22 protein-coding genes are annotated in these 25,192 nt (G+C 72.7%); 11 read left to right on the top strand and 11 right to left on the bottom strand.

Features of this window, described 5'->3' with window-relative positions:
• Window positions 1-48: 48 nt before the first annotated feature.
• Genes efeU through efeO form a run of 3 tightly spaced genes read right to left on the bottom strand, consistent with a single transcriptional unit; the run spans window position 49 to window position 3,373 of the window.
• Complete coding sequence (efeU, locus tag ACFYQQ_RS05195) at window positions 49-924, bottom strand: iron uptake transporter permease EfeU (RefSeq protein WP_355780224.1); 876 nt, start codon at window positions 922-924, stop codon at window positions 49-51.
• 2 nt (window positions 925-926) lie between these two features.
• Window positions 927-2,207 carry an iron uptake transporter deferrochelatase/peroxidase subunit gene (efeB, locus tag ACFYQQ_RS05190; RefSeq protein WP_355780221.1) on the bottom strand — a complete coding sequence of 427 codons (1,281 nt, stop codon included), beginning with the start codon at window positions 2,205-2,207 and terminating at the stop codon, window positions 927-929.
• Between the two features lie 11 nt (window positions 2,208-2,218).
• Window positions 2,219-3,373, bottom strand: coding sequence for an iron uptake system protein EfeO (efeO, locus tag ACFYQQ_RS05185; RefSeq protein ID WP_355780219.1), 1,155 nt, complete (start codon window positions 3,371-3,373; stop codon window positions 2,219-2,221).
• A 340-nt stretch (window positions 3,374-3,713) separates the two neighbouring features.
• Between efeO and ACFYQQ_RS05180 the strand changes: the two genes are divergently transcribed.
• Complete coding sequence (locus ACFYQQ_RS05180) at window positions 3,714-4,361, top strand: PhzF family phenazine biosynthesis protein (protein ID WP_356167479.1); 648 nt, start codon at window positions 3,714-3,716, stop codon at window positions 4,359-4,361.
• 325 nt (window positions 4,362-4,686) lie between these two features.
• Here ACFYQQ_RS05180 and ACFYQQ_RS05175 read toward each other — a convergent pair whose 3' ends face one another.
• Both ACFYQQ_RS05175 and map read right to left on the bottom strand, forming a co-directional pair.
• Window positions 4,687-5,364 carry a biliverdin-producing heme oxygenase gene (locus ACFYQQ_RS05175; protein ID WP_356167476.1) on the bottom strand — a complete coding sequence of 226 codons (678 nt, stop codon included), beginning with the start codon at window positions 5,362-5,364 and terminating at the stop codon, window positions 4,687-4,689.
• A 187-nt stretch (window positions 5,365-5,551) separates the two neighbouring features.
• Entirely contained in the window at window positions 5,552-6,409 is an 858-nt protein-coding gene (gene map, locus ACFYQQ_RS05170; protein ID WP_356167473.1) for a type I methionyl aminopeptidase, read from the bottom strand.
• A gap of 58 nt (window positions 6,410-6,467) precedes the next feature.
• Between map and ACFYQQ_RS05165 the strand changes: the two genes are divergently transcribed.
• Window positions 6,468-6,698 (top strand): hypothetical protein, encoded by a 231-nt coding sequence (locus tag ACFYQQ_RS05165; RefSeq protein WP_356167470.1) that lies wholly within the window; start codon window positions 6,468-6,470, stop codon window positions 6,696-6,698.
• Between the two features lie 100 nt (window positions 6,699-6,798).
• Here ACFYQQ_RS05165 and ACFYQQ_RS05160 read toward each other — a convergent pair whose 3' ends face one another.
• Together ACFYQQ_RS05160 and ACFYQQ_RS05155 are read right to left on the bottom strand one after the other, a co-directional pair.
• Window positions 6,799-8,127 (bottom strand): MFS transporter, encoded by a 1,329-nt coding sequence (locus ACFYQQ_RS05160; protein WP_356167467.1) that lies wholly within the window; start codon window positions 8,125-8,127, stop codon window positions 6,799-6,801.
• Window positions 8,128-8,189: 62 nt separating this feature from the next.
• Window positions 8,190-8,792 (bottom strand): hypothetical protein, encoded by a 603-nt coding sequence (locus ACFYQQ_RS05155; protein WP_355795782.1) that lies wholly within the window; start codon window positions 8,790-8,792, stop codon window positions 8,190-8,192.
• Window positions 8,793-8,909: 117 nt separating this feature from the next.
• Between ACFYQQ_RS05155 and ACFYQQ_RS05150 the strand changes: the two genes are divergently transcribed.
• From ACFYQQ_RS05150 to ACFYQQ_RS05140, 3 genes are read left to right on the top strand one after another with little or no spacing between them, the layout of a single operon-like run.
• Window positions 8,910-9,983, top strand: coding sequence for a sialidase family protein (locus tag ACFYQQ_RS05150; protein ID WP_356241848.1), 1,074 nt, complete (start codon window positions 8,910-8,912; stop codon window positions 9,981-9,983).
• A 37-nt stretch (window positions 9,984-10,020) separates the two neighbouring features.
• Entirely contained in the window at window positions 10,021-10,740 is a 720-nt protein-coding gene (npdG, locus tag ACFYQQ_RS05145) for an NADPH-dependent F420 reductase (RefSeq protein ID WP_355790940.1), read from the top strand.
• Window positions 10,741-10,753: 13 nt separating this feature from the next.
• Window positions 10,754-11,017: a hypothetical protein gene (locus ACFYQQ_RS05140; RefSeq protein ID WP_355790943.1), complete on the top strand. Its 264-nt coding sequence runs from the start codon at window positions 10,754-10,756 to the stop codon at window positions 11,015-11,017.
• Here ACFYQQ_RS05140 and ACFYQQ_RS05135 read toward each other — a convergent pair.
• Entirely contained in the window at window positions 11,014-11,808 is a 795-nt protein-coding gene (locus tag ACFYQQ_RS05135) for a site-2 protease family protein (protein ID WP_355790945.1), read from the bottom strand. The two genes, ACFYQQ_RS05140 and ACFYQQ_RS05135, sit on opposite strands and share 4 nt — an antisense overlap.
• Before the next feature lie 299 nt (window positions 11,809-12,107).
• Between ACFYQQ_RS05135 and ACFYQQ_RS05130 the strand changes: the two genes are divergently transcribed.
• Window positions 12,108-15,407 carry a BTAD domain-containing putative transcriptional regulator gene (locus ACFYQQ_RS05130; protein WP_388903986.1) on the top strand — a complete coding sequence of 1,100 codons (3,300 nt, stop codon included), beginning with the start codon at window positions 12,108-12,110 and terminating at the stop codon, window positions 15,405-15,407.
• A gap of 30 nt (window positions 15,408-15,437) precedes the next feature.
• Here ACFYQQ_RS05130 and ACFYQQ_RS05125 read toward each other — a convergent pair whose 3' ends face one another.
• The 3 genes from ACFYQQ_RS05125 to panB all read right to left on the bottom strand — a co-directional run bounded on the left by ACFYQQ_RS05125 (window position 15,438) and on the right by panB (window position 18,430).
• Complete coding sequence (locus ACFYQQ_RS05125) at window positions 15,438-16,211, bottom strand: ABC transporter permease (RefSeq protein ID WP_355780464.1); 774 nt, start codon at window positions 16,209-16,211, stop codon at window positions 15,438-15,440.
• Between the two features lie 104 nt (window positions 16,212-16,315).
• Window positions 16,316-17,344: an ATP-binding cassette domain-containing protein gene (locus ACFYQQ_RS05120; RefSeq protein ID WP_355780440.1), complete on the bottom strand. Its 1,029-nt coding sequence runs from the start codon at window positions 17,342-17,344 to the stop codon at window positions 16,316-16,318.
• A 204-nt stretch (window positions 17,345-17,548) separates the two neighbouring features.
• Window positions 17,549-18,430, bottom strand: coding sequence for a 3-methyl-2-oxobutanoate hydroxymethyltransferase (gene panB / locus ACFYQQ_RS05115; protein WP_355780437.1), 882 nt, complete (start codon window positions 18,428-18,430; stop codon window positions 17,549-17,551).
• Between the two features lie 213 nt (window positions 18,431-18,643).
• On the opposite strand from panB, the gene ACFYQQ_RS05110 reads away from it, so the two are divergent.
• The 5 genes from ACFYQQ_RS05110 (at window position 18,644) to ACFYQQ_RS05090 (ending at window position 24,949) form a co-directional block, all read left to right on the top strand.
• Window positions 18,644-20,236, top strand: coding sequence for an MFS transporter (locus ACFYQQ_RS05110; RefSeq protein ID WP_355780434.1), 1,593 nt, complete (start codon window positions 18,644-18,646; stop codon window positions 20,234-20,236).
• 67 nt (window positions 20,237-20,303) lie between these two features.
• Window positions 20,304-20,927, top strand: coding sequence for a TetR/AcrR family transcriptional regulator (locus tag ACFYQQ_RS05105; protein WP_356167452.1), 624 nt, complete (start codon window positions 20,304-20,306; stop codon window positions 20,925-20,927).
• 221 nt (window positions 20,928-21,148) lie between these two features.
• Window positions 21,149-22,186 (top strand): endonuclease/exonuclease/phosphatase family protein, encoded by a 1,038-nt coding sequence (locus ACFYQQ_RS05100; protein ID WP_355783943.1) that lies wholly within the window; start codon window positions 21,149-21,151, stop codon window positions 22,184-22,186.
• Window positions 22,187-22,331: 145 nt separating this feature from the next.
• Window positions 22,332-23,558 carry an MFS transporter gene (locus ACFYQQ_RS05095; RefSeq protein ID WP_355783958.1) on the top strand — a complete coding sequence of 409 codons (1,227 nt, stop codon included), beginning with the start codon at window positions 22,332-22,334 and terminating at the stop codon, window positions 23,556-23,558.
• A gap of 191 nt (window positions 23,559-23,749) precedes the next feature.
• Window positions 23,750-24,949 carry a hypothetical protein gene (locus ACFYQQ_RS05090; protein ID WP_388903513.1) on the top strand — a complete coding sequence of 400 codons (1,200 nt, stop codon included), beginning with the start codon at window positions 23,750-23,752 and terminating at the stop codon, window positions 24,947-24,949.
• The last annotated feature ends 243 nt before the right edge of the window (window positions 24,950-25,192 follow it).

Here is a 25,192-nt window from a genome sequence, read left to right as displayed (position 1 = left end):
CCCCGCCAGGGAGCGGGGGCACCGGGCCGAAGTGCCCGGAGCGTGCCGTCAGTTCCGGTCGGCGACCGCGCCGCCCGTCGCCGGCTGCGGCTGTCCGGGAGCCCGCTCCGGCTTGCCCGCGCCGCGGCCCGACGGCCACAGGAAGATCAGCAGGGTCGGGACCAGGTAGAGCGCCCACACGACGACCTGGAGGACGGTCGGGTCGGGCTGGAAGTTGAAGACGCCCTTCAGCAGCGTGCCGTACCAGCTGGTGGGCTCGATGGTGCTGCTGATGTCGAAGGCGAGGTTCGTCAGGCCGGGGATCCAGTCGGCCTCCTGGAGGTCGTGGACGCCGTACGCGAGCACGCCCGCGGCGACGACGACGAGCATGCCGCCGGTCCAGGTGAAGAACTTCGCGAGGTTGATCTTCAGGGCGCCCCGGTAGAAGAGCCAGCCGAGCAGGACCGCGGTGGCGAGACCGAGGGCGACGCCGATCAGCGGGCGCGGTGTGCCGTCGCTCGCGGCGTGCACCGACGCCCACACGAACAGGGCCGTCTCCAGGCCCTCGCGGCCGACCGCGAGGAAGGCGGTGGCGACCAGCGCGCCCGTGCCCATCGCGAGCGCCGCGTCCAGCCGGCCGTGCAGCTCGGCCTTCAGGTGCCGCGCCGTGCGCCGCATCCAGAAGACCATCCACGTCACCAGGCACACCGCCACGATCGACAGCGAACCGCCGAGCGCCTCCTGCGCCTGGAACGTCAGCTCCTGTGAGCCGAACTCCAGGGCGCAGCCGAACGCCAGCGCCAGCACGATGGCGACGCCGATGCCGGTCCAGATGGGCCGCAGGGCGTCCCGGCGGCCGGTCTTCACCAGGTAGGCGATCAGGATGCACACGACGAGGCTGGCTTCCAGCCCCTCGCGCAGGCCGATCAGATAGTTGCCGAACACGGCTACGCCTCCTCGGAGAACAGCGCCCGGCCCCACCAGTCGTCCTTGTCCCGGACGCCGGGGGGAACCGCGAAGATCGCCGAACCCACGTGCTGGATGTACTCGTTGAGCGCGTCGGTGCGCGACAGGTTCCGCTGGACCGGGATGAAGCCCTTGCGGACGTCGCGCTGGTACGCGAGGAAGAACAGCCCCGCGTCCAGGCGGCCGAGGCCGTCCGTGCCGTCGGTGAAGGAGTAGCCGCGGCGCAGGATCGTCGCCCCGTCGTTGGAGTCGGGGTGGGCGAGCCGGACGTGCGCGTCGGGCTTCATCGCCTTCAGGAACGGCTCGTCGCGCTCCTTGGCCTTGCCGACGGGGGCGCCCTCGCCCTTGTCGCGGCCGAAGACGTCCTCCTGCTCCTGGAGCGAGGTGCGGTCCCAGGTCTCGATGTTCATCCGGATGCGGCGGGCCACGAGGTACGAGCCGCCCTTCATCCAGTCCGGGCCCTCGCCCTCGACCCAGACGAACTTCTTCAGCCGGTCCGTCTCGGTGCCCGCGATGTTGCGGGTGCCGTCCTTGAAGCCCATCAGGTTGCGCGGGGTCTGCGCGTCGGGCGTCGTCGACGAGGTCTTGCCGAAGCCCAGCTGGGACCAGCGGATGGCGACCTTGCCGAAGCCGATCCGGGCGAGGTTGCGGATGGCGTGCACCGCGACCTGCGGGTCGTCCGCGCACGCCTGGATGCACAGGTCGCCGCCGCTGCGGGCCTTGTCCAGGTTGTCGCCGGAGAACTTCGGCAGGTCGACCAGCGCCTCGGGCCGCCGCTCGCGCAGGCCGAACCTCTCGAAGAGGGACGGCCCGAAGCCGATCGTCAGCGTGAGGCGCGAGGGCTTGAGGCCCAGCGCCTCACCGGTGTCGTCCGGCGGGGCCTCGGCGAGACCGCCGTACGCGCCCTCGCCGACCGCGTGCCCGGCGGTCATCCGCGCGGCGGCCTCGGTCCAGTCCTTCAGGAGCTGGACGAAGGCGTCGCGGTCGTCCGTCTTCACGTCGAACGCGGCGAAGTGCAGGCGGTCCTGCACCGCGGTGGCGATACCTGCCTGGTGCGGGCCGTGGAAGGGGACCGCGGCGCCCGTCTCGGCGCCGGCCGGGTCGACGTCGTTGCCGGCGCGGGTCATCGCGACCGCACCGCCCGCCGCGGCGGCGCCCAGCGCGAGTCCCGCCCCGCCCCAGCCGATCAGCGAGCGCCGGGACGGTGTCCGGGAGCCGCTGTCGGCGGTGGCGTCGGGAGTGGTCTCAGTGGTGTCGGTCATGGGCCCCTCGCTCACTTGACGACGGCGGCGGCGAGCTTGGAGAGCGGCTCGGCGAGCGCGTTGACCGCGTCCGAGAGCTCCTTCTGGTCGGCCTTGCCGACCTTGTCGTACGAGACGAAGTCGTACGACGTCTTGTCCTCGCGGTAGGTGTCGAGCAGCGTGTTCAGCGCGGTGAACTGCTTGTCGAGCTCCTTGGTCAGCGCGGCGTCGTTCTCCTCGGCGACCGGCTTCAGCAGCTCGTACGCCTTCTGCGCGCCCTCGACGTTGCCCTTGAAGTCGACGAGGTCGGTGTGCGCGTAGCGGTCCTCCTCGCCGGAGACCTTGCCGGTGGCGACCTCGTCCAGCAGCTCCTTGGCGCCGTTGGCCATGGAGGTGGGGGTGATCTCGGCCTTGCCGACGCGCTTCTGCCAGTCCGTCAGGTCGGTGACCAGCTGGTCGGCCAGCTTCTTCTCGCGGTCACCGATCTTCTTGTCCTGCCAGAGGGACTTCTCCAGGCGGTGCCAGCCCGTCCAGTCCTTCTCCGCGTCCTGGCCCTCCTCGAGGCCGTCCTCGCGGACGTCGACCTTCGGGTCGATGTCGCCGAAGGACTCGGCGACCGGCTCGGTGCGCTCCCAGCCGAGGCGCGAGTTCGCGTACAGCTTCTTGGCGGCGTCGAGGTCGCCGTCCTTGACGGCCTTCGCGAACGCCTCGGCCTTCGGCAGCGTCTCGTCGGCCTGCTCCTGCACGTACTCGCGGTAGGCGGCGACGGCCTTGTCGAGACGGGGGTCGCGCTTGGCGACCTTGCTGCCGCCGGTGACCGTGAGCTTCTGGCGGACGCCGTGGCCCTTCATGCCGGGGCGGCAGGCGATCTCGTACGCGCCGGCCTTCACCTCGGCGGTCAGCGTGTACTTGGTGCCGGGGCCGATGTTCTCCTTCTCGGAGACGATCCGGTCGTCGGGGAAGAGGATCTCGACCTCGGTGGCCTTCGAGCCCTTGTTCTCGATCTTCAGCGTGACCTGGCCGGCCGGGACCGAGGTGGCGGAGGTGTCGCACTTGGCGTCCGCGGCGGTCACCTGGATCGCGCCACTGCCGCCTTTCGCGTCGCTCTTCTCCGTGCAGCCCGTGACGGCGGTCAGAGCGGCCGCGGTGGCGGCTGCGGTGACGACTGAGAGTCGGACGGCTCGCATGAAGGCTCCAAGTCAAAGGACGGACAGACCGCGCGGAGCGGCCGCGCGGTATTGGGTGAGGCTGGCCTAACTTATCTGAGGCTTGCCTCAGTGATACCCGCACGTCCGGTGATTCAGCTCTCACAGGAAGCTCATGGACACGGCCGGATCACGGTGGCCAAAAGCAGACCCCATGGAATGGTCAAGCAAGGGTCAAGGGCTCTTGGGTTCCGCCCCAGCGGACCCGGGCATTCGCGGCCTTCCCCCGGCGCGCGCACGGACGTGCGGACGGGGTGCGCGGCCCCGCGTACGCGATCCGTACGGCATGAACCTGCCGTACCGGGGGTGTTTGAATGCGCGGGTGACTGATTACGACGTACTGCGCGTCTTCTGCGGACCCGGCGGCGGACACGGCAACCAACTGGGCGTCGTCCGCGAGGGATCGCTGCTGCCGGACCGCGGCAAGCGGCAGGCCCTCGCCGCCGAACTCGGCTTCAGCGAGACCGTGTTCGTCGACGACCCGGAACGCGGCGTCATCGACATCTACACGCCCGGCCTGCGCCTCCCCTTCGCCGGGCACCCCTGCGTCGGTACGGCCTGGCTCCTCGACGTGCCCGAACTGGTCACGCCCGCCGGGGTGGTGGGCACCCGCCTCGACGGCGAGTTCAGCTGGATCGAGGCCCGTCCGGAGTGGGTCCCGCCGCGCACGCTGCGGCAGTACGCCTCGGCCGCGGAGGTCGACGCGCTGCCCGTCCCGCCGCCCGGCGAGTGGATCTACGCCTGGGCCTGGGAGGAGGAGGCCGCCGGCCGGGTCCGCGCCCGCGCCTTCCCCGGCCGCGACGACGGCATCCGGGAGGACGAGGCCACGGGCGCCGCGGCCCTCCTGCTCACCGCCCGGCTCGGCCGCGCCCTGAACATCGTCCAGGGCGCCGGCTCGCAGATCCTCACCGCCCCGCAGCCCGGAGGCTGGGTCGAGGTCGGCGGCCGCGTACGCCTGCTGCGCCCCTGACGACGCCACACGCCTCCCACCCCGGCAGCGCCAGGCGGCTCCCGCCGAAGGATCACGCGGCTGTGCTCGCGCCGGGGGTGCCAGAAGGCTCCCGCCGGCGGCGCCACGCGGCTTCTACGGGCGGCTGCGGACGGAGTCGCGCAACCTCGCGCCGAACGGATCACGCCGCTGTGCTCGCGCCGACAGCACTACAAGGAGCCCCCGCGGACGGCGTCCTAGGGACCCCCGCCGACGGCGCCGCAAGGCTCGCGCCGACGGCGCCGGACGGCTTCGCTTCCGCTGCCGCCCGTCCGCGCCCCGCGGGCTCACGTCCGGGCGCGCGGGCTCACGCCGAGAGCGGGAACTCCTCGCCCAGGGCGCGGAAGACTGCCGTGTTCATCGCGAACGCCCGTCGGCACTCGGCGACGATCCGCTGCTTCTCCAGGTCGTCCACCGGGAGCGCGTCCAGCAGCTCCCGGTAACCCCGCTTGAACGCGGCCGGGTTGGTGATGTCCTCGAACACGTAGAACCGGACGCCGTCGCCCTTGCGCGCGAAGCCCCAGGTCCGCTCCGCCTTGCCGCGGATGATCTGGCCGCCGGAGAGGTCGCCCAGGTAGCGGGTGTAGTGGTGCGCCACGTAGCCGCCGGGCCACCGCCGGGCGCACTCCGCGACCCGCGCCGCGTACGCCCGCGTCTCCGGCAGCGCCCCGAGCGTCGCCCGCCAGCCGGGACCCCGGAGATGGGCGAGGTCGCGCTCCAGGGCGGGGCGGCGCAGCAGCTCCGGCCGCACGAAGGGGCCGGCCACCGGGTCGGACTCCAGCCGCCCGGCCTCCGCCTCCAGCGCCTCGTACACGAACCACAGCTGCTCGGTGTAGCGCGCGTACGCGTCGACGCCGAGCCTGCCGCCGAGCAGGTCGCCCATGAAGGACGAGGTCTCCGCCTCGGTGTGCTGCTCGTGCGAGGCGGTGCGGATCAGCGACGAGAAGGCGGTGTCCGCCGGGCCCGTCGTAGCCGACGCGTTCATGGGGGACCTCCGGGGCCGGGGGCGAGGGCGCTCGCATCTTCGCGGGTTAGGCTTACCTAAGTCAATGGCTTCCCGACATCCTGTCGGTAAAACCGTACCCCGGTCGGGCCCGGTCCACCCGCCGGCAGCGCGAAGGGCCCGCCCTGCGGACAGGACGGGCCCTTGACCTGCGGACTCGCGGCGGGGACTACGGCAGCGTGAGGATCTCGGCCCCGCTGTCGGTGACGACCAGGGTGTGCTCGAACTGGGCCGTTCGCTTACGGTCCTTCGTCACGACCGTCCAGCCGTCGTCCCACATGTCGTAGTCGTGCGTGCCGAGCGTCAGCATGGGCTCGATGGTGAACGTCATCCCGGGCTGGATCACGGTCGTCGCGTGCGGGCTGTCGTAGTGCGGGACGATCAGCCCGGAGTGGAACGACGAGTTGATGCCGTGGCCGGTGAAGTCCCGGACCACCCCGTACCCGAAGCGCTTGGCGTACGACTCGATGACCCGCCCGATGATGTTGATCTGGCGGCCGGGCCTGACCGCCTTGATCGCGCGGTCGAGCGACTCACGGGTGCGCTCGACGAGCAGCCTGCTCTCCTCGTCGACGTCGCCGACCAGGTAGGTGGCGTTGTTGTCCCCGTGCACCCCGCCGATGTACGCCGTCACGTCGAGGTTGACGATGTCGCCGTCGCGCAGGACGGTGCTGTCCGGGATGCCGTGGCAGATGACCTCGTTGACGGAGGTGCACAGCGACTTGGGGAAACCGCGGTAGCCGAGCGTCGACGGGTAGGCGCCGTGGTCGCACATGTACTCGTGCGCGACCCGGTCCAGCTCGTCCGTCGTGACGCCCGGGGCGATCAGCTTGGCGGCCTCCGCCATCGCCCGCGCCGCGATGCGCCCGGCGATCCGCATCGCCTCGACGGTCTCCGGAGTCTGCACCTCCGGGCCGGTGTACGGCGTCGGGGCGGGCTTGCCCACGTACTCGGGACGCCTGATGTTTCCGGGGACGGAACGGGTGGGAGAGAGCTCCCCTGGTACGAGCAGCGACTGGCCAGACATGCCAGCGAGTCTAACCAGCGGTCATGGGGGAACATGTCCCTGGCGAAAGGAGCTGGTCATGGCCCTGTTCAAGAAGCGGACCGTCGGCAAGCCCGGCGAGTGGTACTACTGCCTGGAGCACAAGAAGGTCGAGGAGGGCCCCGAGTGCCCCGCCAAGGACCGGTTCGGCCCCTACGCCTCCCGCAGGGAGGCCGAACAGGCCATGGAGACCGCCCGGGAGCGGAACCTCGAATGGGAGAACGACCCCAAGTGGCACGACTCCACGGCCCGGGGGACGGACGAGGGCTGACGGGGACGCACGCCGTACGCCACCTCGGGCCCGACCGCGACTGCGGTCGGGCCCGAGGCGGCCGTCCGTGCGCGGCCGGGCCCCGGAGCGTCCCGCGGCGTCAGGAGGAGCCGGCGCCCGCGACCGCCCCGCTGTCGCGCCGGTCGCGCAGCCGCACCGCGTGCTCGTTCGTCCGCACGTCGTACGTCATCAGCTTCGGCAGGCACAGTGCCAGGAGCCCCACCGCGCCCACACAGATCGCGCCGCCCGCCCAGATCGACGTCCGGACGCTCGTCCACGCCGCCATGCCGCCCGCGCGGACCTGCCCCAGCTGCGGCCCGGCGGAGTAGGACAGCAGCTCGATCCCGGCCAGCCGGCCCCGCAGCTCGTCCGGGATCGTCTGGTTCCACATCGCCGCCCGGAAGATCCCGCTGACCATGTCGAAGCCGCCGCCGAGGACGAGGCACAGCAGCACCAGCCACACGTCGTGCACGGCGCCCGCCGCCACCATCGCGAGCCCCCAGCAGGCGGCCGCGAGGACCACCATCCGCCCGTGCCGGTGCACACGGGAGGTCCATCCGCTGGTCAGCGTCACGAGCAGCGCGCCGGCGGGCAGCGCCGCGTACATCAGGCCCAGGGACCACTCGGCGTCCAGCTCGTCGGCGAGGAACGGCAGCAGGGCGAGCGGCATCGCGAAGAACATCGCGGCGAGGTCGACGGCGTAGGTGCCGAGCAGCTCCTTGCGGCTCCACGCGTACCGCGCCCCCTCCGCGATCGAGCGCAGCGACGGCTTCGCGGCCTCGTGGGCGGCGGGCGAGGCGGCGAGCCCGAGGACCAGCGCCACTGACACGGCGAACGTCAGAAGGTCCACTGCGTACGCCCAGCCCAGCCCCGCGTACGCCACCACCACGCCCGCCAGCGCCGGGCCCGCGACCCCGCCGACCGTCCAGCGCAGCGAGTTGAGCGAGGCGGCGGCCGGCAGGTGCTCGTGCGGGACGATCCGCGGGACGAGCGAGTCCAGGGCCGGGCGCTGGATCGCGCCGAGCGCCGAGGAGAGCGCGGCGACCGCGTACAGCGGCCACACCGCGGGCCGCGGCAGCAGCGCGTTGACGAGGAGCCCCGCGCACAGCAGAGCCTGGCCGGCCTCCGTGCGGACGATCAGCGCGCGCTTGTCCAGGGCGTCGGCGAGCGCCCCGCCGTACAGCCCGAAGACGATCATCGGGACGAGTTCGACGGCGCCGATGGCCCCCACCGCGACCACCGAGCCGGTGAGCGCCTTCATCTGCACCGGCAGGGCGACCAGCGTCAGGAAACTCCCGAAGTTCGTGATCAGCCCCGCCAGCCACAGCCGGCGGAAGTCGGCGGAGGTCCGCCAGGGCGCGAGGTCGGGGAGCACCGCGCGCCATCCCGGGGGAGCGGCGGAGGGCGGGGCGGGGGCGTCGTCGGTCACAACGGGCCATGCTCGGCGCCGGGGTCCGCCCCGGGCAACCGGTTTTGTGCCCGCCCGGTGTCTTACCAGCGCGCCGGCGGGGGCGAGGTCAGCTGGTCGGCCAGCCGCGACAGCCGGTCGCGGAAGCGGCGCCGGCCCCGGCGCACCGGCAGCGAGTTCTCCCCGGCGGCCGCGCTGACGAGGTGTTGGACCGTGTCGAGGTCGAGCTCCTGCCCCGCCGGGACGGAGAGCGACTCGTGGGCCATCGAGCGCAGATCGCCGTCGCCCTCGTCGAGCGCGAGCACCGTCGCCCCCGCCCGCCGCGCGTCCGAGACCCGCTCCAGCAGCGGCGCCCCCGGTGCGTCCGGGGACACCACGAGCAGCGTCTCGCCCCGCCGGGCCGCCTCGATCCGGCCGAGCCCGACCGCGAGATGCGCCGGGTCCGAGGCCCGCGCCCCGTGCCGGACCAGCGTCGGCGACAGCTCCGGCGTCCCCGACCAGGCCGCCTCGTCCACCAGGTGCGCGGCCAGGTGCCAGGGCTCGTAGTCGGCCGTCCCCACCAGCAGCAGCCCGCCGCCGTGCGACACGACCGACCCCCGCAGCGCACCGGCGAACCGCCGGGTGGCCCCCAGCCACTCGGTCCCGGCGAGCACTTCCCGCAGCAACGCGACCCGTACGGCGTCCATGTGCACGCATCCTGCCCCAAACGCCTGCTCGTCAGGCCGAGTTCACCGCGAATTCGCCCGGAACGGGCAAGGGCTACGACCGCTGCTCACCCGAGGAGCCCGACCCAGGAGCCGCCCATGACCGAGGCAAGCATCCCCTTCCGCGCCGGCCGCGAGGGGTACGCGAGTTTCCGGATCCCCGCCGTCGTCGCCACCGGCGCCGGCACCCTCCTCGCCTTCTGCGAGGGCAGGGCCGGCTCCGCACGCGACCACGGGAACATCGACATCGTGCTGAAGCGGTCCGCCGACGGCGGCCGCACCTGGGGCCCGCTCCAGGTCGCCGCCGCGAACGGCGACGATCTCGCGGGCAACCCCGCCCCCGTCGTCCTCGACACCGGCCGCGTCCTGCTCGTCCACGTCCGCAGCGCGGCCGGCGCGAGCGAGGACGCCCTGCTGCGCGGCAAGGTGAAGGCCGCCGACGGACGCCGCGTCTGGGTGCAGCACAGCGACGACGACGGGGTGACCTGGTCCGCGCCCCGGGAGATCACCGCCCAGGTCAAGAAGGCGGGCTGGCGCTGGTACGCGACCACCCCCGGGCACGCCCTCCAGCTCTCCACCGGCCGCGTCGTCGTCCCCGGCAACCACACCGTGCCGCCCACCGGCCGGGACAACGGCACCGAGGCCCGCTACAACAGCGGGCACTGCCTGCTCAGCGACGACCGCGGGCAGACCTGGTACCTCGGCTACGTCGACGAGAACACCGACGGCTACGTCAACGCGAACGAGACGACGGCGGCCGAACTCCCCGAAGGACGCGTCTACTTCAACACCCGCAACGACTCCCCGTCCCCGGGCAACCGCGCCGACGCCCACTCCCTCGACGGCGGCAGGACCCTGGAGAAGCCCTTCCGCCCGCAGGCCGGCCTCGTCACCCCCGTCGTCCAGGGCAGCCTCCTCCAGCTCCGCGACCCCGACCTGCTCCTCTACTCAGGCCCGGCCGACCCCGGCTTCCGCGCATTGATGACCCTGCGCGCCTCCGCCGACGGCGGCACCACCTGGCGGCCCGTCCACACGGTCGACGGACTGCCCGCCGCGTACTCCGACCTCGTCCGCGTCGACGCGGACACCGTCGGACTCCTCTACGAGACCGGCGACTTCGGCGCGTACGAGACGATCACCTTCCGCCGGATCCCGCTGACCGCACTCACCTGAGCGGCGAGGGCGTGATCGGCGCACGTAAAGTCGGCTCATGACCTCTACCGACAATGCCTCCACCGCCAGTGCCCAGAAGGCCCCCGCCAAGGACCCCTTCGACCTGCCCGACGTCTCCGGGCTCGTCGTCGGCGTGCTCGGCGGCACCGGACCGCAGGGCAAGGGCCTCGCCCTGCGGCTCGCCCGGGCCGGCCAGAAGGTGATCATCGGCTCCCGGGCCGCGGACCGCGCCCGCGGTGCCGCAGAGGAACTGGGGCACGGCGTCGAGGGCGCCGACAACGCCGAGTGCGCGCGGCGCAGCGACATCGTGATCGTGGCGGTGCCGTGGGACGGCCACGGCGAGACGCTGAAGGCCCTGCGCGCGGAACTGGCCGGCAAGCTCGTCGTCGACTGCGTCAACCCGCTCGGCTTCGACAAGAAGGGCGCGTACGCCCTGAAGCCGGAGGAGGGCAGCGCCGCCGAGCAGGCCGCCGCCCTGCTGCCCGACTCCCGGGTCACGGCCGCCTTCCACCACCTCTCCGCGGTGCTCCTCCAGGACCCCGAGGTCGAGGAGATCGACACCGACGTGATGGTCCTCGGCGAGGAGCGGGCGGACGTGGAGATCGTGCAGGCCCTCGCCGGACGCATCCCCGGGATGCGCGGGATCTTCGCCGGGCGGCTGCGCAACGCCCACCAGGTCGAGTCCCTGGTCGCGAACCTGATCTCGGTGAACCGGCGCTACAAGGCCCATGCGGGCCTGCGGCTGACCGACGTGTAGCGGGCGCCCGGGCATGGGGGACACTGGATGCCGTCACACCACGTCCGTCTGTCAGGAGCCGACCCCCATGCCCCGCCTCGCCCTGTACGCCCTCGTCGTCTGCGTCCTGTCCGTCACCGCGGCCGTGGTCTCCTTCGTCCAGGGCAGCCTGCTGGGGATCGTGTGGGTGCTGCTCGCCGGTCTCTCGTCCAACATGACCTGGTACTACGCCCGCCGCGCCCGCCTGCGGGACGGCTCCGCCGCGTCCACCGGCCCCACCGGCCCCACCGCCTCCTAGCGGACGCAGAGCTCGTCGGTGCCCCGCCAGAAGCGGTACAGGTCCTGGCCGCAGTAGCGCTGGAGGTCGTCGACGCCCAGCCCGCGCAGCACCGCGTGGATCGCGTCGAAGAACACCACGTTCACCGACGGGATCCACAGCACGGCGAACACGATGAGCAGCCCGAACGGCGCCAGCGGCTCCACCTGGCGCCGGACGTTGTACGACAGCCACGGCTCGATCACCCCGTAGCCGTCCAGGCCCGGGACCGGCAGGAAGTTCAGGATCGCCGCCGTCACCTGGAGCAGCGCCAGGAACGCCAGCGCGTACTGGAACCCGGGCGGCACCCCGTCCAGGGCGTCCAGCCAGAACGGCGCCGTGCACACCAGGGCGAACAGCACGTTCGTGAGCGGGCCCGCCGCCGAGATCAGGCTGTGCTTCCAGCGGCCCCGGATGCGGTTGCGCTCGATGAAGACCGCGCCGCCCGGCAGACCGATCCCGCCCATGATCACGAAGATCACCGGCAGGACGATGCTCAGCAGGGCGTGCGTGTACTTCAGCGGGTTCAGGGTCAGATAGCCCTTGGCGCCGACGGAGATGTCGCCGCCGTGCAGGGCGGTGCGGGCGTGCGCGTACTCGTGCAGGCAGAGCGAGACGATCCAGGCGGCCGTCACGAAGAGGAACACGGCCACGCCGGGCTGCTCGGCGAAACCGGTCCAGGTGGCCCAGCCGGTGACCGCGGTGACGGCCAGGATCCCGAGGAAGACGGGGCTCACCGTCCGGTCGCTGCGACGGGAGGCGGCGGTGGTCATGGAACTCCCCATTCTGCGGCGGGGCGTCTCGTGCCCCTCGGTCCGCCCGACCGTACCGGGCCCGGTGGGAAAACGTCTCGCCATCCCCCGCCGGTTCCGGAGAAGGTGGGGGGATGGGGACACCGCAGGCAGAGGTACGAGAGACGGCGCACGCGAAGCGGCACACCGCCCGCGTGGACGGCCCGGACCGTACGGCTCCGGCCGGCCGGCCCTCCCGGCACACCCCCACCCGGCACGATCCCGGCGGCGCGGACCTCCTCGACGGCACCGGGCACACACCCACCACGGCACCGGAGACAATGGACCTCGTGCGCTACCGCGTCCTCGGCACCACGCAGGCCCTCCGCCCCGACGGCACCCCCGTACCGGTCGGCGGAGCGCGGCTGCGTGCGCTGCTGACGGTGCTCGCCCTGCGGCCCGGACGGACCGTTCCGGCTGCCCACCTCGTCGACGAGGTGTGGGACGGCGACCCGCCCGCCGACGCGACGGGCGCGCTCCAGGCCCTGGTCGGCCGGCTGCGCCGGGCCCTCGGACCGGACGCCGTCGCCTCGGCGGACGGCGGCTACCGCCTCGCCGCCGCCCCCGACGACGTGGACCTGCACCGCTTCGAGCGGCTCACCGGCGAGGGCGACCGGGCGCTGGCCGACGGCGACCCCGCCAAGGCCGCCGCGGTCCTGGACGACGCCCTCGCCCTGTGGCACGGACCGGCGCTCGCCGACCTCCCCGACCGGGCCGCGGAGTCGGCCCGCTGGGAGACCCGGCGCCTGGACGCGCGCCGCGCCCGCCTCACCGCCGCCCTCGCCCTCGGCCACGCCGCGCAGGCCCTGCCCGAACTCACCGCCCTGTGCGACCTCCACCCGCTGGACGAACCCCTCCAGGCCCTGCGGCTGCGCGCCCTGCGCGACGTCGGCCGCCCCGCCGAGGCCCTCGCCGCCTACGACTCCGTACGCCGCCTCCTCGCGGACCGCCTCGGCTCCGACCCCGGCCCCGAACTGCGCTCCCTGCACCGGGAGTTGCTGCACCACGGCGAGCCGGCCGGCGCCGCGGCCGCCGCCGTACAGGGCCCGGGGCCCGCACCCCGGCCCGCCCCCGCCGCGCACCCCGGCAACCTCCGCGCCCGGCTCACCTCCTTCGTGGGCCGGGAGAGCGACATCGATGCCATCCGCCGGGACCTCGCCGCGGCCCGGCTCGTGACGCTGCTCGGACCCGGCGGCGCCGGCAAGACCCGGCTGTCGCAGGAGGCCGCCGAGACCGTCGGGGACGCCGCGCTCGACGGGGTGTGGCTGGCCGAACTGGCGCCCGTGGACGACCCGGACGCCGTCCCCGAGGCCGTGCTCACCGCGCTCGGCGCCCGCGAGACCGTGCTGCGCGGAGCCGGCGCCGAGGAACTGCGGGCCGTCGCCGACCGGCACGACGACCCCGTCACCAAGCTCGCCGAACACTGCGCGAAACGCCGCATGCTGCTCATCCTGGACAACTGCGAGCACGTCGTGGACGCCGCCGCCCGGCTCGTCGAGCAGTTGCTGGAGCGCTGCCCTGAGCTGACCGTGCTCGCCACCAGCCGCGAACCCCTCGGCGTACCGGGGGAGTTGCTGCGCCCCGTCGAGCCGCTGCCCGAACCGGTGGCGATGCGCCTGCTCGCCGATCGCGGGGCGGCGGCGCGGCCCGGCTTCCGTGTCGAGGACGACCCGGAGGCCGCCGCCGAGATCTGCCGGCGGCTCGACGGACTGCCGCTGGCCATCGAACTGGCCGCCGCCCGGCTGCGGATGCTCACCCCGCGCCAGATCGCCGACCGCCTGGACGACCGCTTCCGGCTCCTCACCTCCGGCAGCCGCACGGTCCTGCCCCGCCAGCAGACCCTGCGCGCCGTCGTCGACTGGTCCTGGGACCTCCTCGACGAGGAGGAGCGGGAGGTGCTGCGGCGGCTGTCCGTCTTCGCCGGCGGCTGCGACCTCGCCGCCGCCGAGGCCGTGTGCGGGCCGGCCGCGCTGGAGGTGCTCGGCTCCCTCGTCGACAAGTCCCTCGTCGTCGCAGCCCCCTCGGGGGACGGCGAGATGCGCTACCGCCTCCTGGAGACCGTCGCCGAGTACGCGGGCGCCCGCCTCGACGAGTCCGGACGGCGCCCCGCCGCCGCGCGCGCCCACCTGACCTACTACCGCGAACTCGCCCGCACCACCGACCCCGAACTGCGCGGCCCCGGCCAGCTCGCCGCCATCGAACGGCTGCGGCGCGAGTACGAGAACCTCCGCACCGCCCTGCGCCACGCCGTCGCCGAGCGGGACGAGCAGGAGGCGATCTGCCTGGTCCTCTCCCTCGCCTGGTACTGGCAGACCCGCGACCAGCGCGTCGAGACCCGCGCCTGGTCCCGCGAGGTGATGGCGCTCGGCCCCGACCCCTTCGCGTCGCCCCGAGAGCCGATCGCCCCCCTCTACGAGAGCTGCACGGCCGCCCCGCCGCCGATGCGGCCCGAGGTCCTCGAAGAGGCACGGCGCGGAGTCCACCTCATCCACCTCGCCTGCATGGACATGGACCTGAAGACCTGGCAGACCCCCGAGGCCCAGGAGAAGCTGCGCGCCATCAGCGAGGCCTACCGGCCGGGCCTGCCGCAGACCTGCCGCAGCCCCGGCTACCTCTGGTTCTACGCCGTCCTGCTGACCGGCGACATCGAGCGCATGCGCGCCGTCGCCGACATCACGGTCACCACCTGCCGCGAACTGGACTACGGATGGGAGCTCGCCGTCGCCCTGCAGATGCGCGCCAACATCCTGGCCAACCGCTCCGACTGGGCCGGCGACGCCACCCGCGACGCCGACGAGGCACTGGAGATCTTCGTACGCCTCGGCGACGCCTGGGGTGCCGCCGAGGCCCTCTCGGCGCGCGGGGAGGCCCACGAGCGCCGCGGCGCCTACGCCCTCGCCGCCGCCGACTACGCGGAGGCGATCACCTACGCCGAACGGCTCGGCGCCCACGCGCAGTCGGCGGTGCTCAGCGCCCGGCTCGGCAGTGTCCTGGTGGAGTCGGGGGAGACCGAGCGGGGCGAGCGGATGCTGCGCGAGGTCCTGGCGAACGGACACGGCGCGGTCAACGAGGCGATGCCCGCCTCCCGCCTCTACCTCGCGATGTGGCTCGGCCGCAGCTGCCGGATCGAGGAGGCCCGCGAGCAGATGCGCCTGCTGCGCTCGGACTTCGCGGCGGTCACCTTCGTGGTGTTCGACGGGTTCGTGCTCGGTGTGGAGGCCTGGCTGGACGCGATGGACGGGCAGTTCGCGAGCGCCCGCGAGAAGGCCGGGCTGGCCCTGGCGCGGGCCCAGGACCCGCTGACGCAGATGATCGCGCCGCACATGACCTCCGCCCACCTGGTCACCGCGGCCATCGCCCTCGCCGGATTCGACGGCGGGCGGGACGCCCGTGACGCGGCCCGGCTGATCGGCACCGCCGACGCCCTGCTGCCGCCGGGCCACGTGGCGGGCCCGACGCAGGACGAGGTGCGGGCCCGGGCGGAGGCGGACGTGCGGGCCGTGCTCGGCGACGCGGCGTACGAGAGCGCGTACCGCGAGGGCGGCGGGCTCTCCCTGGAGGAGGCCGCCGCCCTCGTGTGACGCGGACCGGGACCCGCACCCGGCCGGACGTCAGCTCTTCGTCCGGAACTTGTGGATCGCGATCGGGGCCATGACCACCGTGAGCGCGGCCGTCCAGCCGAGCGTCACCCACAGGTCGTGCGCGACCGGGCCGCCCACCATCAGACCGCGCGCGCTGTCCGCGAGGGAGGACAGCGGGTTGTAGTCGGTGAAGGCCTGGAGCCAGCCCGGCATGGTCTGGGTCGGCGAGAAGATGGACGAGCCGAACTGCAGCGGCATCAGCACCAGGAAGCCCATGGCCTGCACGGACTGCGCGTTCTTCATCGTCACGCCGAGGACCAGGAAGATCCACATCAGCGCGGAGCCGAAGAGGGTGGCGAGTCCGACGGCCGCGAACAGGCCCGGCCAGTTCTCGATGTCGAAGCCGACCAGGACACCGACGATCATGAGGATCGTGGTGGCCACGAGCATCCGCATCAGCTCCACCACGATCTTGGCGAAGAGCACGGAGCCCTGGCCGATCGGCAGGGTGCGGAAGCGGTCCATGACTCCGGTCTGGAAGTCCTGGTTGAAGCCGGTGCCCACGGCCGTGGCGATGTTCATGCCCATCATGGCCATCAGTCCGGGCACCACGTACTGCACGTACTGCTGCTGGCCGCCGCCCAGCGACTGCCCGATGGAGCCGCCGAAGACGTACACGAACAGCAGGGTGAAGACGACCGGCATCAGCACGGCGTCGAACATCGACTCCGGGTCCTGGCGGATCCACAGCAGGTTGCGGCGGACCAGGGCCCCGATGTGGCGGGCGTGCGCCCGGGGCGAGATCCGGGAGTCGCCGTCGGCGCCGGCGAGGGGGACCTCGGGGGCGGGCGGCGGGGGCGTGTCGGAGCCGCTCTTCGCGAGGGTGGCGGCGGGCGACGGGCTGGCACTCACGCGGAGACCTCCTCGTAGGCGCGGACGGGGGACTCGTCCTGCGGGGCACTGGCCTTGTGGCCGGTGAGGGACAGGAACACCTCGTCCAGACTGGGCAGTTCGGTGGAGATGGAGGCGATGGTGATGCCGCGCGCGGTGACGGCGCCGACCACGGCGGTCAGTTGCTCGTCGCTGAGGATCGGCACCAGCGCGCTGCCGGTCTCGCCGTCCACGATCGTCGTGGCGAGGCCGGTGAGTCCCATGTCGTCGAACATGGCGGCCAGCGGGCGCAGTTGCCGCGGGTCCACCGGGCGGATCCGCAGCGTGCGGCCGCCGACCCGTGCCTTCAGCTCGTCGATCCGGCCGTTGGCGATGACCTTGCCGCGGTCGATGACCGTCAGCTCGGAGGCGAGCTGCTCGGCCTCCTCCATGTACTGGGTGGTGAGCAGCACGGTGACGCCGTCGGCGACCATGCGCTTGACCTCCTGCCACACCTCGTTGCGGGTGCGCGGGTCGAGGCCGGTGGTCGGCTCGTCCAGGTACAGCACGGCCGGGCTGCCGATCATCGAGGCCGCGAGGTCGAGCCGGCGGCGCATACCGCCGGAGTAGGTGGCGGCGGGCCGCTTGGCGGCCTCCGTGAGCGAGAAGCGCTCCAGGAGCTCGTCGGCGCGGCGGCGGGCCTCCTTGCGGGGCAGGTCGAGCAGCCGCCCGATCATGTACAGGTTCTCCCAGCCCGGGAGCTTCTCGTCGACCGAGGCGTACTGGCCCGTCAGCCCTATCACCCGGCGCAGCTGCCGCGGCTGGCGCAGCACGTCGTAACCGGCGACCGTGGCCTGTCCGGCGTCGGGGGTGATGAGGGTGGACAGGCAGCGGACCAGGGTGGTCTTGCCGGCGCCGTTGGGACCGAGCACGCCGAGGACGGTGCCCTCGCGCACATCCAGGTCGACACCGTCGAGCGCCTTGGTCTCGCCATAGTGCTTGACCAGCCCCCGTACGGTGACGGCGTTGCGTGTGCCGTCGCTGGGGTTCTTGTCGATTCGCGTCATGCGGCCACGCTCCCACCTGCCACCGACAAACGACCGACAGATCACCGACAGGGGGAGCGGGCCGCTGTCGGCGGCCCGTCGGCGGGCGTGGGAGCCCGTCGTCCGGCCCGTGGAAACGGCGCGGCCCCGCCGACGGGGGAAGATCGGCGGGGCCGCTCGGTGCCGCAGTGGCTCGGTGGCTCGGTGGCTCAGTGGCTCAGTGGCTCAGTGGACGGAGTGTTCCTCCTGGGGGAACGTTCCGCCGACCACGTCCTCGGCGAACGCCCTGGCCGCGTTCCCCATGACCTCGCGCAGGTTCGCGTACTGCTTCACGAAGCGGGGCATCTTGCCGCCGGTGAGTCCCAGCATGTCGGTCCAGACGAGGACCTGCGCGTCGGTCTCGGCACCCGCGCCGATACCGACGGTGGGGATGTGCAGCACCCGGGTGACCTCGGCGGCCAGCTCGGCCGGCACCAGCTCCAGGACCACGGCGAAGGCGCCCGCGTCCTGCACCGCCTTGGCGTCCCGCAGCAGCTGCTGGGCCGCCTCCTCGCCGCGCCCCTGCACGCGGTAGCCCATGGAGTTCACGGACTGGGGGGTCAGTCCGATGTGCGCCATGACGGGGATGCCGGACTCCACCAGAAGCTCGATCTGGCGGTGCGAACGCTCGCCGCCCTCCAGCTTCACCGCGCCGACCCCGGCCTCCTTGACCAGGCGGGTGGCCGAGCGCAGGGCCTGGACCGGGCCCTCCTGGTACGACCCGAAGGGCAGGTCGCCGACGATCAGGGCACGGCTGGTGCCCCGCACGACCGCCGCCGAGAGCATCGTCATCTCGTCGAGGGTGACCGGGACCGTCGTCTCGTACCCCAGGTGGCAGTTGCCCGCCGAGTCGCCGACGAGCATGACCGGGATGCCGGCCTCGTCGAAGACGGACGCGGTCATCGCGTCGTAAGCGGTGAGCATGGGCCACTTCTCGCCGCGTTCCTTGGCGGCGGTGATGTCACGCACGGTGATGCGGCGAGTGCCCTTGCCCCCGTACAGCGCTTTGCTGTCGGACTTCTGGCCAGACTCCTGACCCGGCTTCGGGGCAGCCGAAAGCTGCGTCATCGCAACGGCTCCTTCTGTCTGTCATCTCGAGGCGCCCTGACGGCGTCCCCGGATCACCCCCATGGTGGCACCTCGTGCCGACTGAGGCCAGACCGCGGGGAGCGAGCTGTGTCTCCCTCGGGCGAGGCGGGCTTCGTAAGTTCTTGGTAAGTTCTCCGTAAAGCAATTCCGATACGAGACGGTGTCGTATCGGAACTGGCTAGGCTGGAGAGCATGACAACTCCCGCTCCCTTGACCGAACGACGGGTGCCCGAGGCCGTGCACCGGCGCCGCTGGGCCATTCTCGGTGTGCTCATGCTCAGCCTGCTGATCGTGGTGCTCGACAACTCGATCCTGAACGTCGCGATCAAGACGATCTCGACCCCGGCGCCCACGGGCCTCGGCGCCACCCAGAGCGAGCTGGAGTGGGCGATCAACGCCTACACGCTCGTCTTCGCCGGACTGCTCTTCACCGCGGGCCTCCTCGGCGACCGGCTCGGCCGCAAGAAGATACTGCTCGCCGGTCTCGCCGTCTTCGGCGTGGGATCGGCGCTGGCCGCCGAGTCCGGCTCACCGGTCCAGCTCATCGTCTTCCGCGCGGTGATGGGTCTCGGTGCCGCCTTCGTGATGCCCGCCACCCTCGCCGTCCTCATGAACGTCTTCGAGCGCGACGAGCAGCCCAAGGCCATCGGCATCTGGGCCGGCGGCGTCGGCCTCGCCATCGCCATCGGCCCGATCACCGGCGGCGTGCTCCTCGACCACTTCTGGTGGGGCTCCGTCTTCCTGATCAACGTGCCGATCGTGCTGCTCGCGCTCGGCCTGATGATCTGGCTGGTCCCCGACTCCCGCGACCCGAACCCGGGCCGGCTCGACCCCGTCGGCGTGGTCCTGTCCGTCGTCGGACTCGTCCTGCTCGTCTACGGCATCATCAAGGGCGGCCAGTTGGCTGACTTCACCGACCTCAAGGTGCTCGCCACCGTCGCGGCCGGTCTCCTCGTCCTGGTCGTCTTCGTGGTGTACGAGAAGCGCAGCGACCACCCGTCCATCGACGTCACGTACTTCAAGAACAAGGTCTTCTCGGCCGCCATCTCCGCCATCGCGCTCGTCTTCTTCGCGCTGATGGGCGTCACCTTCTTCTCCGTCTTCTACACCCAGAGCGTGCGCGGCTACTCGCCCCTGCAGACCGGTCTGCTGATGCTGCCGCTCGCCGTGGCCCAGCTCATCTTCGCGCCGCGCGCCCGGCTCGTCGTCGACCGCTTCGGCAACCGCGCCACCTGCACCGCGGGCCTGCTGCTCATCGCCGCGATGCTCGCCGCGTTCGCCACCCTGGAGGCCGACACCCCCATCTGGATCCTGGAGGTCGTCTTCTTCCTCATGGGCACCGGCATGGCGCACATCATGACGCCGACCAGCGTCGTCATCATGCAGGCGCTGCCGCGCGAGAAGGCGGGCTCCGCCTCCGCGCTCAGCAACACCTTCCGCCAGGTCGGCGGCGCCCTCGGCATCGCGGTGCTCGGCTCCGTGCTCTCGACGGCGTACCGCAACGGCATCGAGGACGACCTCACCCGGCTGCCCGCCGGTCTGCGGCACACCGCGGGCGAGTCCATCGAGGCCACCCTCGGCGTCGCCGCCAAGCTCGGCCCGCGCGGCGAGGCCCTGGTCACCCCCGCCAACGACGCCTTCCTGCACGCCATGCACGTGACGGCCCTGTGCGGCGCGGGCGTCGCGCTCGTCGGCGCGGTCGTGGTCGCCCTGTTCCTGCCCGGCCGCCCGCCGGCCCCGCAGCAGGACAAGGACGAGAGCGAGTTGGTGGCCGCGGAGCAGTAACCCCCGGGAGGGACGGGCCCCGCATCAGGGAGAATCACCCCCAGCGCAACGGAGAAACGGAGTCGACGTGAGCCTCGCGGACAGCCGAGCCGGGCAGGACGTACCCGCCTCCCGGGGCCGCCCCCGCAGCGAAGCGGTGGAACGCGCCATCATCGAGGGCGTGATGAAGCTGCTGGAGGAGGGCGTCCCGCTGGGGGAGGTCTCCATCGAGCGCGTCGCCCGGACCGCGGGGGTCGGCAAGGCGACCATCTACCGTCGCTGGCGCGGCAAGGAGGAACTCTTCGTCGACGTCCTGCGTGCCGCCGAACCCCCGGAACCGGAACTGCCCGGCACCTCGATGCGCGACGACCTCGTCGTCCTGGTCGAGGCGTTGCGCCGGCGCGGCCTGGTCAACCGCTCCTCGGCGATCCTGCACAACGTGTACGCGCAGATGAAGAGCAGCCCCCGGGTGTGGGCGGCGTACCACGCGATGGTCATCGAACCGCGGCGCAGACTCGCCTTCGAGGTGCTGCGCCGCGGGCAGCTCAGCGGTGAACTGCGCGACGACGTCGACGTGGAACTCCTCAACGACATCGTCGTCGGCCCGATGCTGGTGCGCGCCCTCATGCGGCCCGAGGCCGAGTTGCCCGACGGTCTCGCGGAGCAGATCGTCGACACGGTGCTCGCGGGACTGCGGCCGACGGCGCCGTAGTCCCGTGTCCCGCACGGTAGTTCATCACGCAACGACTTGCCCGTATGTGCGTGTTTCGTCACAGAGGACCGCCGGGAGAGCGGGATACGGAACTCCTGACACCGAGTTGTTCGTCCTCGTGCCCGTACGGCCGTCCCAGGACGGCGGAAAGGGCACCGATCATCCCCTAGGGTCGTAGACGCGGGACAGACGGTGTGCACGGCAAGTTGTGAGGCGACGGTATGGCGCAGGCGTATGTGACGGAGACGGGCAGCGGCGGCTCGGGGCCCGAGCGCCGAGGATCCCGGCTTCGGCGCCTGCGTGACGACTGGCGCGGCGACCCCCGCATCTGGCGGCGCGGTCTGGTCCTCGCCGCTCTCGCGGTGCTCTTCGCCCTGGTCATGCTGCTGCACGCGCAGATCCCCAACCGGTTCGGCAACCTCGGCAGCCTCACCGAGACCTTCCTGCCCTGGCTGGGCGTCTTCGTGCCGGTGCTGCTGGTCCTCGCGGTGGTCCGCAAGTCGGCGACCGCGCTGATCGCCGTGCTGCTGCCCGCCGTCGTCTGGCTGAACCTGTTCGGCGGGCTGCTCTCGGACAAGACCGGCGGCGGCGGGGACCTGACGGTCGTCACCCACAACGTCAACGCCGACAATCCCGACCCGGAGGGCACCGCGCGCGACGTGGCCGCGTCCGGCGCCGACGTGGTCGCCCTGGAGGAACTCACGGCCTCGGCGGTCCCGGTGTACGAGAACGCGCTCGCCGCCACGTACAGGTACCACTCGGTGCAGGGCACCGTCGGGCTGTGGAGCAAGTACCCGCTGAGCGGCGCGGCCCCCGTCGACATCAAGCTGGGCTGGACGCGCGCCATGCGGGCGACGGTGACGGCGCCGGCCGGGCAGGTCGCGGTGTACGTCGCCCACCTGCCCTCGGTCCGGGTGAAGCTGGAGGCCGGGTTCACCGCCCGCCAGCGGGACAAGAGCGCCGACGCGCTGGGCGAGGCGATCGCCGACGAGCCGGTCCGGGGGGTCGTCCTGCTCGGCGACCTCAACGGCACCATGAACGACCGCGCGCTGAACGCCGTCACCGCGCAGATGCGCTCCACCCAGGGCGCGGCGGGCAGCGGCTTCGGCTTCAGCTGGCCCGCGTCGTTCCCGATGGCCCGTATCGACCAGATCATGGTCAAGGGCATCGAGCCGGTGACGTCCTGGTCGCTGCCCGAGACCGGCAGCGACCACCTGCCGGTCGCCGCGCGCGTCAAGGTGGACGCAACCGCCTCTTAACCTCCTGGAATACTGGCCTGGGAGAGTTTGTTCCTACACTGAACTTATGCTGCCCGTGCACAGCGGTGTGCACGGGCACGACCTTGCGCGCGGACGTGTCCCCCACGAGTCCGCGCGCGCCCCCGCTCCCCCTGAAAGGCCCCTCATGCCCCTGGCCCTGCTCGCCCTCGCCGTGGGCGCCTTCGGCATCGGCACCACCGAGTTCGTGATGATGGGCCTCCTGCCCGATGTCGCGGACGACCTCCACGTCTCCATCCCCACCGCCGGCCACCTGGTGTCCTCGTACGCCCTGGGCGTGGTGATCGGCGCGCCGCTGCTGGCCGCCGTCACCTCCCGGATGTCCCGGCGCGCGGTCCTGATCGGGCTCATGGGCCTCTTCGTCGTCGGCAACGCGCTGTCCGCCTTCGCCCCCGACCACCACTGGCTCCTGGCCGCCCGCTTCCTCAGCGGCCTGCCGCACGGCGCCTTCTTCGGGGTCGGCGCCGTCGTCGCCACCGGACTGGTCGCCCCCGAGCGCAAGGCGCGCTCCGTCTCGCTCATGTTCCTCGGCCTGACCGTGGCCAACATCGCCGGCGTGCCCGTCGCCACGCTCATGGGGCAGCACCTCGGCTGGCGCGCCACGTTCCTCGGCGTCAGCGTGATCGGCGTGGCCGCCATAGCCTCGCTGGCGCTGCTGATCCCCCGCGACCACGCCCCGGCCCCGGCCGGCGGCCTGCGCGGCGAGCTGGCCGCGCTGGGCTCGCTGCCCGTCTGGCTCGCGCTGGGCACCACCGTCGCGGGCTTCGGCGCCCTGTTCTCCGCGTACAGCTACATCACGCCGATGCTCACGGACGCCGCCGGGTACGCCGACGGCAGCGTCACCCTGCTGCTCGCCCTCTTCGGCGTCGGCGCGACGGCCGGCAACCTGCTGGGCGGGCGCCTCGCCGACCACTCCCTGCGGGGGACCCTGTTCGGCGGTCTCGCGTCCCTCGTCGCCGTCCTGGCCCTCTTCCCGCTGCTCATGAGCGCCCAGTGGAGCGCCGCCGTCGGGGTCACCCTCCTCGGCACGGCGGCGTTCGTCACCGGCTCGCCGCTCCAGCTGATGGTCATGGAGAAGGCCGCCGCGGCTCCGTCCCTGGCCTCCTCCGCCAACCAGGCGGCCTTCAACCTCGCCAACGCCGGCGGCGCCTGGATCGGCGGGCTCGCCCTCGCGGCGGGCTTCGGGGCGACGTCGCCGGCGGTGGCCGGGGCGATGCTCGCGGTGCTCGGGCTGGGGGTCGCGGCGGTGGCGTACGCCGTGGACCGGCGGCGCGCTCTCGTCCCCGACGGTGCCGCGGGAGGACGCCTCGTCGCGACGCACGTCCCCCGGCCCACGGAGCCGGCGCGACGCTGACACCCCGCCGTACGGGAACCCCGGACCTACGTGCCTGAGGTGACGGCAGTTCACCGAAGGGCGCGGGCAGCGTAATCTCGGCTCCGGGCGAGCCCCAACTGCGTTGACCACGAAGGGGGATGCATGCGAAGCGTGGCCGTGGACAACTGCCGGAGACGGGTTGCCGCGACTCCTCACCGCGCGGCGGCCGCGTGACCGGCGCGGCGGATCAGGCGTTCCCCACCTTCTGCCACATCAGCGAGTACGGCCCGCCCGGATATCAGAGCCTGCACAGCCTGATCGCCCTCAGCCGGCCCCTCAACCTGTGGGCGCCGTCCAGCGTGCTCGTCCGGCACGCGAGCCGTGTTCCGGCGAGACACTTCGTCCGGTACGTCGAAGAGGGCTTCATCCGCGTCCAGGCACGCGAGCCCTGGCTCACCGACCGCGCTCACCGCGACGGGCACCCGTGGGAGGACGCCCGCTGGGACGAGGAGATCGACGGAGCGCTGCTGTCCATCCTCCGCAACGACGAAAGGCTCCCGGAGAGCGAGCGAAGGGTGCTCGCGGCGCCGCCCCCGCGCGGTGAGGAGTGGGCCGCGGAGAGGCTGGCGGCCGACCCGGGGCAGGTCGAGTACTGGTATGGCGCCTACCGCGGTCCGCGCGCCGCTCACCGCATCCCTGAGGGAACACTGCAGGCCGCGAGACGGTACGCCGACAGCGGGCCCTTCGACATCGCCAAGCACATCCTGAGCGTCGCCTACAACCACGGCGCGGCCTTCGAACTCTCCGGGGCCCGGGCTCCCCTGCTGCTCGGCCGGGCGGACCGGAGTTTCGTCCGGCTGATCACCCGAGCGCCGACAGCCGACGGTGCCGCGGCGCGGGCCACCACGACACCCTCCCGCGACCTGGCGGCGGAACTGGCGGCCCAGCTGCTGGAAGTCCTGCGCCTCCTCGACGTCCACGCCGGCCCGCGCGATCTCGACACGTTCCTCCGGGGACGGGGCCGGGAGGAACTCGTCCGGTGGATCGGCGACATGTGCGAGCGGTATCGGCACCATCCCCGCCGCGAGCTCGACGGCCTGATCGTCCGGGAACTGCGCCGCGCACTGGTCCGGACCCGCTTTCGCAGCCCGGTGAGCGAGCTGCGTGAGCGTCCCATGGCCGCGGCCGTGGGCAGCATCGCCCTGGCGGCCGGGGCGGTGGACTTCGTACTGGCTCCCGGGAACGCCATGGGGATCGCCGGTATGGCGGCGGGGGCATACCAGCTGGGGTCGGGGCTCGCCCGGCAGATGGGATGGGCGCCGACGCCTTTCGACGGACCCCAGTGGCCTTTCCTGTACGCCTACTCGTCGAAGGCGAAGAAGTCTCAGCTGACGAAGATCGCCTACGCCCTGAGCAGGCACCCCGGCTGACCCGACACGGGTCCCGCTCGCTGCCGCCGCCCCTCCCCGACTGCCCGCAGGCGCCGTCCGGCGGGAGGGGACGGGGCGGTACATCAAAGGCCTGTCGCGGGGTTGGCGCGCAGCCGAGGGGACCTGGTGACGGACGTGGGTGCCTGCCCCGCGACAGGCGGATGCACCGCCCCGGCCCCGCCCCACAGATCACCGTCCGCGCCCCCGACCCGGCCCGTCGCCCGCCCACCCGGCCCCGCCCGG

This window comes from Streptomyces sp. NPDC005496 (assembly GCF_042872045.1).
Classification (GTDB): Bacteria; Actinomycetota; Actinomycetes; order Streptomycetales; family Streptomycetaceae; genus Streptomyces.
This window is presented reverse-complemented; position numbering and strand designations above follow the sequence as displayed.

What these genes read in the sequence shown, in the direction of transcription:
- ACFYQQ_RS05120 (WP_355780440.1), bottom strand. Translation starts at nt 17,344, where the DNA reads ATGACGCGAATCGACAAGAACCCCAGCGACGGCACACGCAACGCCGTC.
- ACFYQQ_RS05130 (WP_388903986.1), top strand. Translation starts at nt 12,108, where the DNA reads ATGGACCTCGTGCGCTACCGCGTCCTCGGCACCACGCAGGCCCTCCGC.
- ACFYQQ_RS05110 (WP_355780434.1), top strand. Translation starts at nt 18,644, where the DNA reads ATGACAACTCCCGCTCCCTTGACCGAACGACGGGTGCCCGAGGCCGTG.
- efeB (WP_355780221.1), bottom strand. Translation starts at nt 2,207, where the DNA reads ATGACCGACACCACTGAGACCACTCCCGACGCCACCGCCGACAGCGGC.
- ACFYQQ_RS05135 (WP_355790945.1), bottom strand. Translation starts at nt 11,808, where the DNA reads ATGACCACCGCCGCCTCCCGTCGCAGCGACCGGACGGTGAGCCCCGTC.
- ACFYQQ_RS05150 (WP_356241848.1), top strand. Translation starts at nt 8,910, where the DNA reads ATGACCGAGGCAAGCATCCCCTTCCGCGCCGGCCGCGAGGGGTACGCG.
- panB (WP_355780437.1), bottom strand. Translation starts at nt 18,430, where the DNA reads ATGACGCAGCTTTCGGCTGCCCCGAAGCCGGGTCAGGAGTCTGGCCAG.
- efeO (WP_355780219.1), bottom strand. Translation starts at nt 3,373, where the DNA reads ATGCGAGCCGTCCGACTCTCAGTCGTCACCGCAGCCGCCACCGCGGCC.
- ACFYQQ_RS05175 (WP_356167476.1), bottom strand. Translation starts at nt 5,364, where the DNA reads ATGAACGCGTCGGCTACGACGGGCCCGGCGGACACCGCCTTCTCGTCG.
- ACFYQQ_RS05095 (WP_355783958.1), top strand. Translation starts at nt 22,332, where the DNA reads ATGCCCCTGGCCCTGCTCGCCCTCGCCGTGGGCGCCTTCGGCATCGGC.
- ACFYQQ_RS05140 (WP_355790943.1), top strand. Translation starts at nt 10,754, where the DNA reads ATGGGGGACACTGGATGCCGTCACACCACGTCCGTCTGTCAGGAGCCG.
- ACFYQQ_RS05155 (WP_355795782.1), bottom strand. Translation starts at nt 8,792, where the DNA reads ATGGACGCCGTACGGGTCGCGTTGCTGCGGGAAGTGCTCGCCGGGACC.
- npdG (WP_355790940.1), top strand. Translation starts at nt 10,021, where the DNA reads ATGACCTCTACCGACAATGCCTCCACCGCCAGTGCCCAGAAGGCCCCC.
- ACFYQQ_RS05100 (WP_355783943.1), top strand. Translation starts at nt 21,149, where the DNA reads ATGGCGCAGGCGTATGTGACGGAGACGGGCAGCGGCGGCTCGGGGCCC.
- map (WP_356167473.1), bottom strand. Translation starts at nt 6,409, where the DNA reads ATGTCTGGCCAGTCGCTGCTCGTACCAGGGGAGCTCTCTCCCACCCGT.
- ACFYQQ_RS05165 (WP_356167470.1), top strand. Translation starts at nt 6,468, where the DNA reads ATGGCCCTGTTCAAGAAGCGGACCGTCGGCAAGCCCGGCGAGTGGTAC.